10 protein-coding genes and 1 tRNA gene are annotated in these 16,247 nt (G+C 63.6%); 4 read left to right on the plus strand and 7 right to left on the minus strand.

Annotation, left to right across the window (positions count from 1 at the left end):
- On the plus strand, positions 1-795 hold a 795-nt coding region (locus IE125_RS19025; RefSeq protein ID WP_189446269.1), incomplete at its 5' end, for an EAL domain-containing protein.
- Positions 796-926: 131 nt separating this feature from the next.
- On the opposite strand, the gene IE125_RS19030 is transcribed toward IE125_RS19025, so the two are convergent.
- Positions 927-1,003: transfer RNA gene (locus IE125_RS19030), tRNA-Arg, on the minus strand.
- A 168-nt stretch (positions 1,004-1,171) separates the two neighbouring features.
- Between IE125_RS19030 and IE125_RS19035 the strand changes: the two genes are divergently transcribed.
- Positions 1,172-2,200: a methyltransferase domain-containing protein gene (locus IE125_RS19035; RefSeq protein WP_189446270.1), complete on the plus strand. Its 1,029-nt coding sequence runs from the start codon at positions 1,172-1,174 to the stop codon at positions 2,198-2,200.
- Entirely contained in the window at positions 2,197-3,204 is a 1,008-nt protein-coding gene (locus IE125_RS19040; protein WP_189446271.1) for a methyltransferase, read from the plus strand. Before IE125_RS19035 ends, IE125_RS19040 begins: the two co-directional genes overlap by 4 nt.
- Before the next feature lie 18 nt (positions 3,205-3,222).
- Here the strand turns inward: IE125_RS19040 and IE125_RS19045 are convergent, their stop codons facing one another.
- Entirely contained in the window at positions 3,223-4,467 is a 1,245-nt protein-coding gene (locus IE125_RS19045; RefSeq protein WP_189446272.1) for an EAL and HDOD domain-containing protein, read from the minus strand.
- A 126-nt stretch (positions 4,468-4,593) separates the two neighbouring features.
- Positions 4,594-5,139, minus strand: a complete 546-nt coding sequence (greB, locus tag IE125_RS19050; RefSeq protein WP_189446273.1) for a transcription elongation factor GreB — start codon at positions 5,137-5,139, stop codon at positions 4,594-4,596.
- Positions 5,140-5,418: 279 nt separating this feature from the next.
- Between greB and IE125_RS19055 the strand changes: the two genes are divergently transcribed.
- The gene (locus IE125_RS19055; RefSeq protein WP_189446274.1) at positions 5,419-6,057 is read left to right on the plus strand and encodes a tetratricopeptide repeat protein; all 639 of its coding nucleotides are present in this window, start codon (positions 5,419-5,421) and stop codon (positions 6,055-6,057) included.
- Positions 6,058-6,116: 59 nt separating this feature from the next.
- On the opposite strand, the gene IE125_RS19060 is transcribed toward IE125_RS19055, so the two are convergent.
- The 4 genes from IE125_RS19060 to IE125_RS19075 form a co-directional block, all read right to left on the minus strand.
- A complete protein-coding gene (locus IE125_RS19060; RefSeq protein ID WP_189446275.1) occupies positions 6,117-7,304 on the minus strand; it encodes an HlyD family type I secretion periplasmic adaptor subunit in 1,188 nt (395 codons plus the stop codon).
- Positions 7,304-9,439: a type I secretion system permease/ATPase gene (locus tag IE125_RS19065; protein ID WP_189446276.1), complete on the minus strand. Its 2,136-nt coding sequence runs from the start codon at positions 9,437-9,439 to the stop codon at positions 7,304-7,306. Before IE125_RS19065 ends, IE125_RS19060 begins: the two co-directional genes overlap by 1 nt.
- A complete protein-coding gene (locus tag IE125_RS19070) occupies positions 9,436-10,860 on the minus strand; it encodes a TolC family protein (protein ID WP_189446277.1) in 1,425 nt (474 codons plus the stop codon). The genes IE125_RS19065 and IE125_RS19070 overlap by 4 nt, the downstream gene beginning before the upstream one ends.
- 197 nt (positions 10,861-11,057) lie before the next feature.
- Positions 11,058-16,247, minus strand: a 5,190-nt coding sequence (locus IE125_RS19075; RefSeq protein ID WP_189446278.1) for a beta strand repeat-containing protein, incomplete at its 5' end; no start/stop codon positions are given.

Genomic DNA, 16,247 nt, shown 5'->3' on the forward strand with positions numbered 1-16,247 from the left:
TTCGATCAGGACCAGCGGCGACAGCTTGCGCTAACCCATGGGCTATCCGCCGCCTTGGAATCCGACGATCAGCTCTATTTGCTCTATCAGCCAAAAATCGATCTACATTCGGGGAAGATGGTCGGTGTCGAGGCGTTGATGCGCTGGAAGCATCCTGTCTACGGAGAAGTGCCGCCCATGGACTTCATTCCCCTGATCAGCCAGACAACGCTGATCAACCCGCTAACGTGCTGGGTCATTCGGGAAGCGGCGCGCGTGATTCAGCAGTTCGAGGCGGCGGGGCGCCCGACGGTGGTGTCGGTGAATGTCACCACCACGAATCTGATCGATGAGGCGTTTTACGACGACCTGCTCGCGATACTGCAGGCGCAGCAGATCGAGGCCTCTCTGCTCGAGGTCGAGTGCCTGGAAATGGAAGAGTTGCTGAAGGACCCCCGGGCCCTGAACACGCTCACCAAGCTACGAGCGCTCGGGGTTCGCGTAGCGCTGGATGATTTCGGCAGCGGATACAGCAACCTCAACTACCTGCGCAGGATCCCGGCGGACGTGATCAAACTGGATAGAGCACTTATCAGTGATATCGCCACTGATGCCGGCAGCCGGGCTATCGTGTTCCGGCTGATTCAAATGCTCAACCACTTCGGGTTCGAGATCGTCGCGGAAGGGATCGAAGACCAGCCCACGGTGGATCTACTCAAGCGCTACAACTGCCATACCGGCCAAGGCTACTTCTTCTACCGTCCTTTGAAACTCGCCGACGCCATCGAGATAAGCCAGCGAAGCGCCGCCTCCTGAGCCGCATTGATGGCTTTGTTGGAAAGACAGTCACTCAACAACCCCTGACATGATCGCTAATCGCATGAAAGAGCCACGGGCGCCGGTAAGGAGCGCTTTGGCAACGACTGTAAGAAAGGAGATAAAAAGAGTGGTGCCCCCACCAGGATTCGAACCTGGGACCTTCCCCTTAGGAGGGGGACGCTCTATCCAGCTGAGCTACGGGGGCTTCGTACGATGCCGTACAGGGCGGGCCGGGGAAGGGGCCACACCAAGCGCTGAAGCGGCGCACAGTATAAGCGCCGGATTCGCCGAGATAAACCCGCTGACGGATTGTGAAGCGACGTTGGCAGCGGCCGTTGCTACAATGCCGCCTTTCTTTCGATAGCCGCGTGCCATGTCTCGCTTTCAGGACGACTTCCCCGCTCGTAGCGGTGCCGCCCCTGCGGTTTCCGGTCTTGGCCGTTCCGATCACGGGAAGGCTCGCCACGGCAATGATGTACCGGTAGCGCAAGATCGCGTTTTCGACGGGCTGGCAGACAAATTTGCCGATGGCCTTTACGCAACGGGGCGCGGGCAGATTCGGCTGGCGGTGCTGGATGAGGTGCTTTCGCGAGAGCTTCCGGCCAATGGCTTGCCGGCGCTGGATGTCGGCGGTGGCCTGGGGCAGATGAGCGCGTGGCTGGCCAGGCGAGGGCACGCCGTGACGCTCGCCGAGCCCTCCGCAGATATGCTGACGCGTGCCGAAACGACCGTGGCAGGGCAGAACGTCGCGTTGTTGCGCGCGCCGCTGCAGGCACTGCCGGCGCAGGCGCCGGGGCCCTGGTCGATCATCGTCTGCCATGCGGTGCTGGAGTGGTTGGCCGATCCCCGCGCCGCACTGGGAACATTGAAAGCGCTGCTCGCGCAAGGCGGCCGCCTGTCGCTGATGGTGTTCAATCGCGATGCGCTGCGCTTCTCCAACGTGGTCAAGGGCAATCTCGACAAGGCGCTGGAAGATCGGCTCGCCGGGACCGGCCGTCGCCAGCGACTGACTCCGATTTCCCCGCTGACGCATGCCGATATCGAAAGCTGGTGCCATGAAGAGGGGCTTGTGATCGAGAGTGTGACTGGCGTGCGGATCTTTCACGACTATCTGCGTGAGCGTGCGCCTGACGAGGCCGCGTTGGCGAAGGTGATCGCGCTCGAGAAGCGCTACTGCCAGGTCGAACCTCACTGGCGGCTGGGGCGTTATCTGCACTATTTAATCCGTCCCGAGGCCGACGGTTTAGTCTGCCCCGACGCCGATGGGTCGATCCGTCCCGAGGCTGACGGTTTAATCCGTCCCGAAGCCGGCGGTTCGAACCTGCCCGCCGCCGACGAACCCTCTCTACCGAGCGCCGGCAGCTCGCCGGACGCCGATGAACTGCAAGGAGCCAGTCGATGACGCCGCAAACCCCGCCATGTGAATTGATGGCGCGACAGGACGCGGATTACCGTGGCTGGCTTTGGGTGGCACCTCCCCGTGATGCCTGGCTGGAGTCCGGCGAGGGCGCGGTATGGAGCGCCGATCTATCGATTTGTCAGGCTTGGCGGGCAGCGGGGCGCCCCGCGCACGGCGAGCTGACGCCGCCAGCGTTCGAAGTGCCTGGCGCGGTACTGTTCTGGCCCAAGGCACATGCGCTCGGTGCCTGGTGGCTGGCGACGTTGAACGCGTCGCTGCCGGCCGGTACGCCGATACAGGTGGTCGGCGAGAACCACGGCGGTATTAAGCGGGCCGCGAAGATCCTCGAGGAGATGCAGCTCGAGTGCCGAAAGCTCGATAGCGCTCGTCGCTGCACGCTGTTCGCGACGCGAGCCGACGGCAAGGCAACGACGTCCGATAATGGCTGGGAATCGTTCGAGGCGCAGGGCGTTCGCCTGGCAACGCATCCCGGTGTTTTCGGCCACGGCAAGCTGGACGATGGCACTCGCCTGCTGCTGCAGACGCTCGACCAACACGGGGGCGTGTCATCATCCGACGAATCAGCCAGCGTGCTGGATGTAGGCTGCGGCGACGGCATTCTCGCGGCATGGCTCGCGCAGCGCGCCCATCGCGTCACTGCGGTGGATATCAGCGCCTTCGCGGTCGAGGCCACCCGGCGCACGCTGGCGTTGAACGCGCTGTCCGGCGCTGCGCTACAGAGCGATGTCTATTCGGCCGCGACGGGGCGTTTCGATGCCATCGTCAGTAATCCGCCGTTCCATCAGGAGCGGGCCATCGACTACGGCCCGGCTGAGCGCCTGATTCGGCAGGCACCCGAGCATCTGGCGCCGGGCGGTACGTTGACACTGGTTGCCAACGCTTTTCTGCCCTATCCCGACTGGTTGACGGCCGCCTTCTGCAGCTTCGAGGTGCTGGCGGACGACCGCCGATTCCGGGTCTTTCGCGCGACTCGCGGCGGCCGCTAGCGGGCTGTGCCCACCAACCTACAATGCGCCGTTGGCGCCCAGATCTCCGGCCGCCTTCAGCGCCCGCTGGTTGGCGTCGCTGACGTCGAGCCCGCTGATGCCGAGCGCCTTGAGACGCTCCCAGGGAATCTCGTTCCACTCTCCGTTTTCGAAACGTACAGCGGTTTCCAGCAGCGCGCCGACCGGGCCGCTGCGATCGAGCAATGCGGCAGTGATCGAAGGATGGAGCGGTAGAGAGTCGATCAATGTCGAAAGCGGGCGATTGAAGAAGGCCTCGAGGTAGGAAAATAGCCCCGCGATGAAGGCTTTCTCGCCCAGCGCCGCATCGTTGGCGGCGAGTTCTCGGCAGAGACAGGCTCGCGCCATGGCGAGTTGCTGCAGAGACTCCGGTTTGTCTTCCATCTCGCTGAGTGCCAGGAGCGTCGCCAGGCTGCGAATGCGCTGGGTCCCGATCAGCGTCACCGCCTGCTGGATCGAGGTGATCTCGGTCTGCCGCTGATACTGGGCGGTGTTGACCAGGCGCAGCAGGCGCACGCCCAGAGTAGGGTCGCGCTCGATGGCGCCAGAGATATCCCGCGTGCTGACATCCGGCTGGTTGAGGGTGGCAATGAGCTTGAGAATCGCCATGCGGTCGGTCGTGATCGCTGCGCCATGCATCAGTTGAGGGCGAGCGAGGAAGAACCCCTGGAAGAGATCGAAGCCGGCGGCCAGGCAGCACTTGAGATCGGCCTCGTTCTCGAGCTTTTCGGCGAGCAGGGTCAGGTGCGGATAATGGCGCCGAAGCTCGCGCACGACATGGCCGAAGCTCGCATCGCAGTAGTGCGGATACTCGATCTTGACCAGATCCACGAACGGCAGGTAAGGGTTCTCTGCGCCGACATCGGTGTAGTCATCCAGCGCCAGCGTGAATCCTCGCTTCCTCAAGCTGATCAGCCGTTCCCGGATCGACTCGCTGTAAGGGGTGTCTTCGAGAATCTCGACCACCAGTTGGGTGGGATCGAACGGCAGGTCGTTGAACAGCGTCTCGGCGGTAAAGTTGATATAGACGGGCTTGCCCTGGCTGACCGCCTGCAGATCACCCTGGGTGAAAGCGTTGAGCAACACGGTACTGGTGGCGCGGTTGCCGTCGAAGGGGAAGGGCATGGCGCCCCCATCGGTCGGCCGAAACAGCAGTTCGAACGCGACGATTTCGCGAGAGGCGTCGAATATGGGCTGGCGCGCGAACAGCACCTTCTGGTCGTGAGAGTTGTCGGCATCTGGCATGCGAGGCGCCCCGGGTTCTTCTGTCATCGGCAGCGTCGAAAAGGGCTGCCTTCATCTCGAACGTTATCGTCAGCGTCTGAAAAATCTGAATATATTGTCGGCCAAGTGTCAGCAATCTCTTACAAATCAGGTCGCTGAATCTCGGTCTCGATACTGTATTTCGGTCACGATGTAGTGGCTTTCTCCGCCGGGCGCCATGACGACGACATCATCGTCCAGCGCCTTGCCCAGCATCGCCTTCGCCAGCGGTGCGTCGACGCTGATCCAGCGCTTTTCGGTATCGGTCTCGTCGTGGCCGACGATGCGCACCTCGAGCGTTTGGCCATCGTCATCTTCCAAGGTGACGTAGGCACCGAAATAGACCTTGCCCGTGTCGGCTGGCAGCCGGTCGACGACCTGCAGCTCATCCAGCCGCTTGCGAAGGTAGCGGATCCGGGCGATGACGCGGTTCAGCTCCTTCTTGTTGTAGGTATAGTCCGCATTTTCGCTGCGGTCGCCGAGTGCCGCTGCTTCGCCCACCTTGGCGGAAAGCTGAGGGCGCTTGATCCGCGACAGATGGTCGTGGATGCCCTGCAGACGGTCGAAGCCCTGCGGCGTGATGAGATTGCTCTTCTTCTCCTGTCGCGGGTCCTTCTTGGGATCGCGCCAGCGTGTCATGTTGCGGCCCTGCATGTTGCTCGCTCCCAAGCCTCGTGGAATGGCGTCGCCCTTGGCTGGCCCATTGGCATCGCAGCCTAACGCAAATGCCGTCCGGGTCGCTATTCTCGCTCGGGGGGCTATCTTGGTCCTGGACGCCAGGCCGGGAAGCGTTCGAGGTGCGCCCGTCGACGGTGCGGTGACGCCGGCCTCGGCTCTTTGGCATGCTGCCACCGGATTAAGACCAAAACCGAATGGCGTGGATTTCAAACGATCGTTAGATTTTTCGCTGAATACAGACGGGAGCGGTAATCGATGCGCATGAGACGAGTACTGATCGCAGTGGCGGTCACCGTGACACTGGGGCTTGCGAGTGCATCGCCGGTGCTCGCGGCCCCGGATGCGCTTTTCGCGCTGATGCAGCGCTGGGAAAACGTCGAGTACCGCATGCAGGGTGATGCCAGGCTGCAGGCGTTCGAATCGCTCAGTCACGAGATCGATTCGCTGGCGCAGACGCATGGCAGTGATTCGCACGTCCTGACCGCCAAAGGCGTGGTTCTCGCCTCCTATGCGCGCGCCAAGGGCGGTCTCGGCGCGCTGGATCTGGCCAAACGCGCGCGTGCCGCGCTCGAGCGTGCCATCGAGATCGACCCGGCCGGTGAAAGCGGCGCCGCTTACGTCACGCTCGGCGCGCTCTATCAGCACGCGCCGGGCTGGCCGATCGGCTTCGGCGACGATGAAAAAGCAGGGCAGCTGCTGAAGAAGGCGGTGGACATTCGTCCAGACGGTATCGATACCAACTTCTACTACGCCCAGTATCTCGAGGATCAGGGTGAGCATGCCGCGGCGCGCCAGTACGCGCGATTGGCCGTCGACGGCCGGCCGCGAGAGGGCAAGGCCTCCGACGAAGCGCTGCGCCGCCAGGCCGAAGCCTGGCTGGTGAACCATCCGTGAGGTCTCTATCTTTGCGCAAGATAGGGCGAGCGAGCCCATCGCATCTGGACGCATGGGGTTCAGTACAGATTGGCTTTCAGCAACGGCTTGAGCAGGTAGTCTAGAATGCTGCGCTCGCCGGTCTGGATGTCGACCTGGGCGATCATGCCAGGAATGATCGGCAGATCGTCGCCGTTGTGGGTCAGTGTGCCGCTGTCGGTACGGATGTAGACCTTGTAGTAGGACTCCGTGCCGCGTGGCGTCTCTTCATCGATGGTATCGGCGCTGATCTGCTCGACCGTGCCCCGAAGATCGCCGTAGATGGTGTAATCGTAAGCCGTGATCTTGACGCTGGCCGGCATGCCGGGCGCCAGAAACGCCACGTCCTGCGGTTTGATCTTGGCTTCGATCAAGAGCTGATCCTCGAGCGGAATCACCTCCATGATCGTCTCGCCCGGCGGTACCACGCCGCCCTGGGTGGTGTAGTTGATGGCATTGACTCTGCCGTGGACCGGCGAGCGAATCTCGGTACGCTGATATTGATCCTGGCGCTGTACCAACACCTGCTCCAGCGGTGAAAGCTCTCCCTTCTTCTCGGTCAGTTCGGTGTAGGCATCCTGCACGTAGCTGTTCTGGATTTCGGCGCGTTTACCCTTGAGCCCGGCGATGTCCTGCTCGAGCTGGAGCTGCTCCATCTGGCTGACGGCCTGGCGCTTTACCAGCGGCCTGATCAGGCTCAGGCGACGGTTGGCCATGTCGATCTCATGGTCCAGCGAAGCGGTGGCTTCCTTGAGCTTGGCGCGGCGGGCCCGGAATAGCTCGCGCTCGGACTCGGCGAGCGAGCTTTGCGGGTCGATGTCGTCGGGGAACGCGACGTGATCCTTCTCCAGTACCTCCGACTGCAGCCGGGCGATGGCAGCCTTCAGCGCCACGACCTGATTCTCGGTCTCCTGATAGGCGCTGCGAAATCGCGTGCCGCTCAGACGCACCAGCACCTGCCCCTTGTCGACGATATCCCCCTCGCGGACCGGCATCTCGTCGATGATGCCGCCCTCCAGGCTCTGGATCGACTGGATCCGGCTGACCGGGATCACGCTGCCTTGGCCGTGGGTGACGACCGCGATGTGCGCCCATGCCGACCAGCCGATGAAGCTCGCGATAGCGATCAGCAGCACCCAGACGGTCGGGCGAGCCATGGGATTGCGAAGGTTGGCGCGGGGGTCGCCGAGTTCGCGCTGGAGGTCGTGTTCGCTGAGCGTGGAGGCCATTAGCGTGACTCCTTGGCAGTGGCGACGCGGTTGCCGCGAACGATCTGGTCGATATTGCCCTGCATTGCCAACTTGCCGTCGCGCAGCACGATGGCGCGGTCGACCAGCTCGAGCAGCGGCTTCTTGTGCGTCGACACGACGAGCGTGCGCCCGGCCATCCAGCGCTTCAGGAAGTCGACGGTGCGCTTTTCGTTGTTCTGGTCGTAGGCCGCAGTCGGCTCGTCGAGCAGCACGATGCGCGGGTCCTGCAGGATCAGGCGGGCGAGCCCGATCGCCTGGCGCTGTCCGCCGGAGACGCTGCCGCTCGACGCGATGGGCAGCTCGAGGCCGAGCGGGTGATTGCGCACGAAACGGCCGAGGCCAACGCCATCCAGCGCCTCGAAGATCTCGTCGTCGCGATAGTGGCCGCCGTCGAGCGTCAGGTTGTCGCGCAGGGTGCCGTAGAAGAGCGCGATATCCTGCGGCAGATAGCCGATCGCCTGGCGTCGGTCGGCACTCTCGATCTGGGCGATGTTGACGTCATCGAGCATGACCCGGCCGGCGGTCGGCTCGATGAAGCCGGAGAGCAGCCGCAAGAGGGTCGACTTGCCGGCACCGTTGCCGCCGAGCAGCGCGATTCTGGCCCCGGGCGCCAGGTCGAGCTCGCTGATCTGGAGCGCGGCCGGTCCCTCTTCGCCGTGGCGGACCACGATCTCTTCGAGCTGGTAATGTCCCTGGAGATGCGGCTTGCGTACCTTCTGACCGCTGCCCTGTTCGCTGGGTGCCTTCATCAGCTCGTCGAGCCCCTCGACGGCTGCCTTGACGTGCTGCCAGCGGGCGAGCAGGGCGCTGGTCTGCGCCATCGGCGCAATAGCGCGAGACCCGAGGATCGAGCAGGCGATCAGCGCGCCGATGGTCATGTCGCCGGCACTGATGCGGTAGACGCCGACGATGACGATGCCGACATAGCCGAGTTGCTGCAGGAGCGAGGCCGAGTTGGTCAGTAAGCTGGTCACCGAGCGCAGGCGAATCGAAGCAGTCGAGAGCTGCGCCGACAGTGACTCCCACAGCGCCAGATTGCGTCCTTCGGCGCGGGTCGCCTTGACCGTCTCGAGCTGATCCAGCGACTCCAGCAATACGCCATTCTTGACCGCGCCCTCGCGCAGGTTTTCGCGTGCCAGCCGCGCCAGATAGCGCTGGAGTATCAGGCCTGGAATGATCATGCCGGCAATCGCCGCCATCGGCACGAACGCGACCGGGCCGCCGATCCAGGCGATCAACAGCACGAAGATCGCGACGAAGGGTAGATCGCTGATCGCGCCCGCCGTGGCCGAGGTGAAGAACTCACGCACGGCCTCGAACTCGCGTACCTGACTGGTGAAGGCGCCGGTCGAGGGAGGCTTGGCATTGAGCCGCAGACGTATCGCCTGCTCGAACAACTTTGATGAGAGGTCGAGATCGAGCCGTTTGCCGATGACCTCGAGCAGATGGGCGCGCAGCCCCTTGAGCGTGAACTCGAGGATCACCGCGAGCGCAACGCCGCTGGCAAGGACCCATAGCGTCTCGAACGCCGCATTGGGCACGACGCGATCATAGACCTGCATGGCGAACAGCGCCGTGGAGATCGCCAGCAGATTGGCGGTCAGCGCGGCGACGCCGACTTCCGCATAGGAGCGCCAGCACGCCTTGAGCGGTCCCTTTAGCCAGTGAGTGGGCGCGGCCTGTGCAAAGTTACCCGCACGATCGTCGCTGTGCGGGATCGGGCGGGCAAATATCGCGATGCCGCTGTAGCGGCCCTCGAGCGCTTCCCGCGGCTGAATATCCTCGCCACCATCGGTCTCCGGCAGCGCCAACGTGGCCGTCTCGTCATCCAGCGATTCGAGTAGAACGGTCTCGCCACTGTCGAGCAGCAGCAGCGCCGGCAATAGCCGCGGTGTGAAAGCGCCGAGCGGCCGCCGGGTCACGCGGGCGTTGACGCCGGCTCGCCGCATGGCACGCGCCACCTCCGAAAGCGGCAGTCTTCCCTGCTGCATCGGCAGGCCGTCGCCAAGCTCGGCCACCGAGGTCGGCCGACCGAGCCGACGGCAAAGGAGCATGAGACCCTCGCGCAGCGGGTCGCCGAAGTCATCGATGGATTCGGAGGCGGAAAGGCTCATGGTGTATCGTCTCCCAAACGGCCGCTGACCAGTGGATACATCAGCCCCAGCTGCGAGGCGGCGCGGTACTGGATGCGTTTCTGCTGGCTCTCGAGATCGATCAGCTGCCGTCGAGCGGTGTAGGCCTCCTGGCGTATCGTCAGCAGATCGTTGACGTCGCGCAGACCGACCGAGAACTGGTCGTCGTAGAGCTTGCCCACGGTGGCTGACTGTTCGATCTGCGACTGCAGTGCCTGCTGCCGGTCGCCGTAGACTTCGGCGTTCTCGATCAGTGTCAGCACGCTGCGCCGAATCTCACGGCGCTGGTCGTCGACGCGGTAGCGCGCGGCTTCCAGTCGCTGGCGGGCGGCGTCGGGGCGCTGAAAATTGGCCAGCCCCTGTAGCGTATCCATGCGCAACCGGAAACCGATCACCGAATCGTTCTCGAGTTCGCCGCCGATCTGACGCCGTTGCAGACTGCCCTCGAGATTGAGCTGCGGCTTGAGCGAGGCCTGAGTTTCGTCGAGCTCCGCCTGCGCCTGTTCCGCCGAGGCCACGGCCTTGCGATAGCCGGGTGCCGCAACGATCCAGTCATCCAGCGCACCGCCCTGCTCGAGGCGCCGCGTCAGGTCGGCAGGGTGGGGGGTCTCGAGCCCCTCAGGCGGCACGCCGACGAGCACGCGAAACTGCTGTCTGGCATCCATCAGCGTGCCGCGCTGCGAGGCCAGATCGTCGCGCGCCTGGGCGAGATCGAGCGAGACACGTCCCTGCTCACTGCGATCGGTGTAGCCATTGCTGCCGCGATCCTGGGTCAGTGTCTCGAGCTTGCCCAGATCGTCGACATACCCCTGCACGGTCTCTAACTGGCGCTGCGCCGTCAGCACATCGAGATAGGCTTCGGCGATATCGAGCGAGGCTTCTTCTTCGGCGACGCCCAATTGACGGCGTGCCTCGCGCTGTGCCGCGCTGGCCTGGGCAACCTGGCTTTTCGTCTTGCCCCAGTCGTAGAGCATCTGCGTCGCCGACACGTCATAGCCGAGATCCTCGAAGGGAAACTCCTCTGGGCCGGCGGAAAGATCCACCGATGGGAAATAGCCCCACTCGGCGATGTCGACATCGGTGCCAGCCGCCTCGGTATCCGACGCGGCGGCACGCACCGCGGGATTGATCGCCAATCCCTGGCGAATAGCCTCTTCCAGTGACAGGTTGCTCACCGCGTCGTCACCCACGGCGCTGGCACGCACGATGGTATCGGGCGCCGTCCGCGGGTTCGCCGAGGCTTCTGACCAGGCCGCCGGCGGCAACCCGGTGTTCATCTGCGCGCGCGACTCGCTCGAGCCTGATTTCGCCTGCCCGGCGCGATGATCCACCGCATGCCACCAATCCGAGGGCAGTGGCAAAGCTTCGTCACCGGCCTGGACGAGAGTGGGTGTCAGAAACATGGCGATCGCCAGCATGGGCAGTGACCGTATCTGTTGATCTTGTTGATGACGCCGCCAGCGCGGACGTCGGTCTCGAGCGTCGATATCTGCGCTTCCTTATGCCTGCGATGTTCTCGGTGCCTGCCTGCGACGCCCGGCCTTCGGTGGTGGCCGGGCGTCGCGACAGCGTCTTCGTTGATCCTCCTGTCGAAAGGGTCTCAAGTCTCCACGGCGACCGTGTTCTGCTCGACCTGAATGGTGGTATCGCCAAAGGTGTACTGGTCGTAGGCGGTGCCGCTGACGGTGACGCTGCCGTCCAGTGTGGCGCCCTGGATATTGAGCGCGTCACTGTCATCGCCGGTGACCTGGAGCACGTTATCGTCATCGGTCATCGAGGCGACGTCCTCGGCGCTCAGTGTCGCCGTGCTGGCATCATCGTTGCTGCCGAGGTCGAGCCGCTCGATATTGCTGATCGGCCCGAGATCGTCGTTGACCATGTCGAGATCGATACCGCCGTCGAGCAGCAGGGTGTCGAAGCCGTCGCCACCGTCGATCGCCGCGAACCCGGTGCCGCTGGTCACGATCAGGTCATCACCCGCGCCGGCGTTGAAGGTGTCGGCACCGTTGCCGTCGATCAGCAGATCGTTGCCCGCGCCGCCGTTCAAGGTGTCGTTACCTGCACCGCCGCGCAACAGATCGGCGCCGTCACCGGCATCGAGGGTGTCATTGCCCTCGTAGCCATAGAGGCGCTGACTGCCGGTCGTGCCGGTGAGCGTTTCGTTAGCGCTGGAACCTTCGATGATGTTGTCGTTATCACCGAGCAGGGTACTCAGCGCATCCAGATCTGCCAGCTCACCTAGGGAGTCGCTGGCGCTGCGGCCGTCACTGTCGGTTGCCGTGATGGTGGTGGCATTGAGCAGTGAAAGCTGCAGGTCGGCGCCCAGCCCGAGCAGGCCGGTGGTGTCGTCGAATGCGACGGTGGCCAGCAGCTCGTTGACGGCCAGATTATCCATCGTACCGCCGTCGGCCGCCGTGATGGTCACGCTTGCCGACGGTGCCACCAGCCCGAGCAGACCGGGGTCGTTGTCGAATGACAGGCTCAGCCCCAGTTCGTCTGCCATCTGCTGGGAGGCGGTGAATTCGAGCGCCGTCAGGTTGACGCTAAGCAGCGGATCGTAGGAGACCGTGACCGACTGCAGGTTGTTGTCGGCGTCAGCGGCGAAGAAATCTTGATCGCCACCGATATCGATTAATCCCAGCAGGTCCACACCGGCAATGCCGAGTAGCGAGGCCGAGTTTGCCTGTACGACCGGGGCGACGTTGTCCGGGTCCGGTGTCGGCGCCGTCTGGCCGGTGCTGTCGAATTCCGCGCTGGTACCGGCGGTATCACCATCGTTATCCGAGATGACCGCGTCGACCTCGGTGGAAACGCTACCGGAGAGGTCGGTATCCGACGAGGCGTCGTCGACGATCAGGTTGCCGTTGGCCAGTAACGTCTCGATGATCTGGAGATCGCTGCCGCCGTTGGTGACCAGATCGACATTCTGCAACGTGATCGTCTGATCGGCGGCGGCCTCCTTCGCCGAGGCGTCGGTAATGCCCTGGAAGTCACCGGTAGTGCTGATGTAAAGCACCGTCGCTGCCCCCACCAGCGCAAAGTGCAAATAGTTGGTGAGGTTGCCGGCGTTCTTGCCGATTTTGCCTTCACCCTGCAGCAAGCTGCTGAGATCGAGCACATCGCCACCGCCGGAGACGCGACTCGCGTTAAAGTCAGTGACGTTGTCGTTGGTAGGAGAGCCGACGCTGCCCTGATTACCTTCTTCCCAGCGGAACACGTCGTTGCCGGTGCCGCCGGTCAGGGTGTCGGCGCCCGCGCCGCCAATCAGCAGATCGTTGCCCGCGCCGCCGCTGAGCGTATCGTTGCCCGCCCCACCACGGAGCAGATCGTTGCCCTGACCGCCGGACAGATTGTCGTTGCCGCCGTAGCCATAGAGACGATCGTCCCCCGTCGTGCCGGTGAGGGTATTGGCATTGCCATTACCTTGGACGAGATAGGAGGGCGAGTTACTTTGCAGCAGACCGAGGCTCAGCAAGTCGCTGTTGGAGGTTGTCGTGGTCTGGCTTTCCGAGTCTGTCGCGGAGATTCGGAGCGTGCTACCGATGGAAAGATCCAGCAATCCAGGGTTGAAATAGAGCGAGCCCAAAAGTTCGTTGAGCTGCTGATTATCTATCGTCCCGCCATCCGTCGCGGTAAAGGTGACGCTGCGAGTCGTTCCCGCATTGCTAGGAGTGCCCGTAATCCCAAACTCGCTGGCCATCGTGGTGGAGTAAGTGAACCCGGGCGCCAAGCTCAAACTGACCAGTGCCGTTAGCGAAACGGTCACTGAAGTAATGTCGTTATTGGCATCCGTGGCTGCAAAGGCTTGGCTGTCACTGAGATCGATCAATCCCAACGCTTCGGCGCCAACAAGTCCCAGCAGACTATCGTCCTCTCCCAGCGATACCGTGGGTGCGACTTCTTCCTCTTGGTCCAACAGATTGGCGCCAGAGGCATCGTAGTCGTACTCGCCGGTCAGCATGTTGACCGTGAGCGTCTCGCCCTTGACGGTCTGGATCGTCAGTTCGCCGGTCGCACTGTTGTAATCGCCTTCCGCATACGGCACGACCAGTTCAGAACTACCGGTCGCCGAGACGCTGTCGGTATCCGGGTCATAATTGAAGCTGTAGCCGTCGATTCTCAGTTGGGAGACGTAACCGCCGTCCGAGCCGTAGCTTTCGACGAAGCTGCCGGTCGCTGTCGCGGCATCCGTGTCGATCTCGAAGAATGCCGGCTGCGCCGCGACCGGTACGTCGTCGGTCAGATTGACCGTCAATTCGCCGGTGCTGGCGTTGCCGACGCCATCCGTGGCTGTCACGTCGAAGCCTAGCGCGAGTATGTCTTCGCCAGCTAATGGATGGTCCAGTGCCTGTGATTGTGTGTACGTGTAAGCCCCGGTCGTGCTCACGGCCAGCGTGGCAACCGTTGCGCCGCCTGCGGTGCCGGTCAGCGTGTAGGTGTCGCCGCTGAAGCTGCCGCTCCAGACCACCTCCACACCATCGGCCGTGACGCCATTCGGGCCACTGACGCTGATCGAGTCGACGCCGCTGCCGTTGTCGTCGATCGCGATCGTGCCGGAGACGGTGGACCCCAGATCGGCCTCGTCGGTGCTGGCTGCTGCGTCGCTCACCGTCGGGGCAGTCGTGTCGAGCGTGACGCTATCGCCGGTGACCGTGGCGGTGTTGCCGGCGGTATCGGTGATCGCCAGCGAGCTGGTGACCTCGCCATCGGCGAGGTCGGAAAGGTCGACGGTGAAGGAGCCGTCGGCCGCGACATTGGCGGTTACCGAGTTGGTGCCGTCACTGAACGTGGCGATTGCCGTCGCGTCAGCATCCAGACCGCTGACGGTGTAGCTGGTGACGCCGGCCTCATCGGCGCTGATCAATCCATCGGCGTCGCCGCTGGTCAGGGTGGCCAGCGGGTCGGCGTCGGCGGTGGTATCCAGCGTCACGCTGTCGCCGGTGCCCGTGGCGGTGTTGCCGGCGGCATCGGTGATCGCCAGCGAGCTGGTGATCTCGCCATCGGCGAGATCGGAAAGGTCGACGGTGAAGGAGCCGTCTACCGCGACATTGGCGGTTACCGAGTTGGTGCCGTCACTGAACGTGGCGATTGCCGTCGCGTCAGCATCCAGACCGCTGACGGTGTAGCTGGTGACGCCGGCTTCGTCGGCACTGATCAAGCCGTCAGTGTCGTCGCTGGTCAGCGTGGCCAGTGGTGCGACATCGACGGTGGTATCCAGCGTCACGCTGTCGCCGGTGACCGTGGCGGTGTTGCCGGCGGTATCGGTGATCGCCAGCGAGCTGGTGATCTCGCCATCGGCGAGGTCGGAGAGATCGACGGTGAATGTGCCGTCGGCCGCGACGTTGGCCGTCGCAGTACCGCCATTGATGTCAGTGAAAGTAGCGACTGCCGTGGCATCCGGATCGAGCCCGGCGACGGTATAGCTGCTGGCACCGGCCTCATCGGCGCTGATCAATCCATCGGCGTCGCCGCTGGTCAGTGTGGCCAGCGGGTCAGCGTCGGCAATGGTATCCAGCGTGGCCGTATCGGTGACCGTGCCGGTGTTACCGGCGGCGTCCGTGACCGAAAGGGTGGCGGTCAGCTCTCCGTCAGGCAGACCGGATAGGTCGGCGATGTAGGCGAATGAGCCATCGGTGACGTCAATATCGATGCCTTCGACCACTACGGGTTCGCCGCCACCGGCGCTGGTGATGGTCAGCGTATCGATCGTTGCGCCATCCTCGACCGTTCCAGTGAGAGTGGCGCCGTCCGCCTCGGCCGCGTTATAGACATCATCGCCGAAGGCCACGCTGTTAAGCGCATCACCACCTTCCCCGGGTGCGGTCACATCCACGCTGACCGTATCGGTCACCGGGGTCGCCGAGTTGCCGGCTACGTCTGTAGCGGTAACGCTGAGGCTGTTATCGCCTTCGTTGAGCGTCACCGTGCCGGCTGGAATCGTCCAGGTGTTGCCATCGACGGTGGCTTCGATCGGCTCGCTGCCGTTGACGCTGACGAAGACCGAGGCATCCGGGTCATCCACCGTCCCGGTCAGCGCCGGACTGGTGTCATTGATCGGCTCATCGAGGGCATCGACGGTGATGACCGGTGCGGTCTGATCCAGCGTTGCCGTGTCGGTGACCGTACCGGTGTTACCGGCGGCATCGCCAACCGAAAGCGTGGCCGTCAACGTCCCATCGGCAAGACCGGAAAGATCCTGTGCGGCCACTGTCACATTGCCATCGGCATCGACCGTGATATCGGCCGGATCGACGGTGACCGGGGTACCGCCACCGCTACTCGTGATGGTCAGGTCAGTCACGCTGGCACCGCTTTCGATATTGCCGGTGAGTGTCACGGTGCCGGCTTCATCGGCGCTCAGCAAGCCGTCGCCGCCATCGTTGATGGCAATGCTGTTGTCATCGGCATTGGGGGCAACAGCATCGACGATGGCCGTACCGGGATCGCTTTCATTACCCGCCGCATCGGTAGCCGTGGCGTTGATCTCGGTGCCGTCGGCCAGCGCTGGATCAGCCGTGTAGGTCCAGGCCCCGGTGTCGGGATCGGTCGCGATGTCCTCGGCAATGACGTTACCGTCACCATCGGTCAGCGTGACCGCGCTGCCGGGCTCGGCGATACCAGTGATCGCGTCGCCGTTGGTCGGATCGACCGTGGGCGCCGCCGGTGCGGCCGTATCCACCGTCAGCGTGAAGGCGTCGCTGGCTGGCGAGACATTGCCGGCGGCATCGGTCGAGGTTGCGGTAAACGTGACATCGCCATCGGGCAGGGCATCTGCGTCGTCGACGGTAAA

The organism is Salinicola rhizosphaerae (assembly GCF_014652715.1).
GTDB classification, from domain to species: domain Bacteria; phylum Pseudomonadota; class Gammaproteobacteria; order Pseudomonadales; family Halomonadaceae; genus Salinicola; species Salinicola rhizosphaerae.

Coding starts and splice junctions, on each gene's coding strand:
- IE125_RS19040 (WP_189446271.1), top strand. CDS start 2,197: ATGACGCCGCAAACCCCGCCATGTGAATTGATGGCGCGACAGGACGCG.
- IE125_RS19060 (WP_189446275.1), bottom strand. CDS start 7,304: ATGGCCTCCACGCTCAGCGAACACGACCTCCAGCGCGAACTCGGCGAC.
- IE125_RS19045 (WP_189446272.1), bottom strand. CDS start 4,467: ATGCCAGATGCCGACAACTCTCACGACCAGAAGGTGCTGTTCGCGCGC.
- IE125_RS19070 (WP_189446277.1), bottom strand. CDS start 10,860: ATGTTTCTGACACCCACTCTCGTCCAGGCCGGTGACGAAGCTTTGCCA.
- IE125_RS19035 (WP_189446270.1), top strand. CDS start 1,172: ATGTCTCGCTTTCAGGACGACTTCCCCGCTCGTAGCGGTGCCGCCCCT.
- IE125_RS19065 (WP_189446276.1), bottom strand. CDS start 9,439: ATGAGCCTTTCCGCCTCCGAATCCATCGATGACTTCGGCGACCCGCTG.
- IE125_RS19055 (WP_189446274.1), top strand. CDS start 5,419: ATGCGCATGAGACGAGTACTGATCGCAGTGGCGGTCACCGTGACACTG.
- greB (WP_189446273.1), bottom strand. CDS start 5,139: ATGCAGGGCCGCAACATGACACGCTGGCGCGATCCCAAGAAGGACCCG.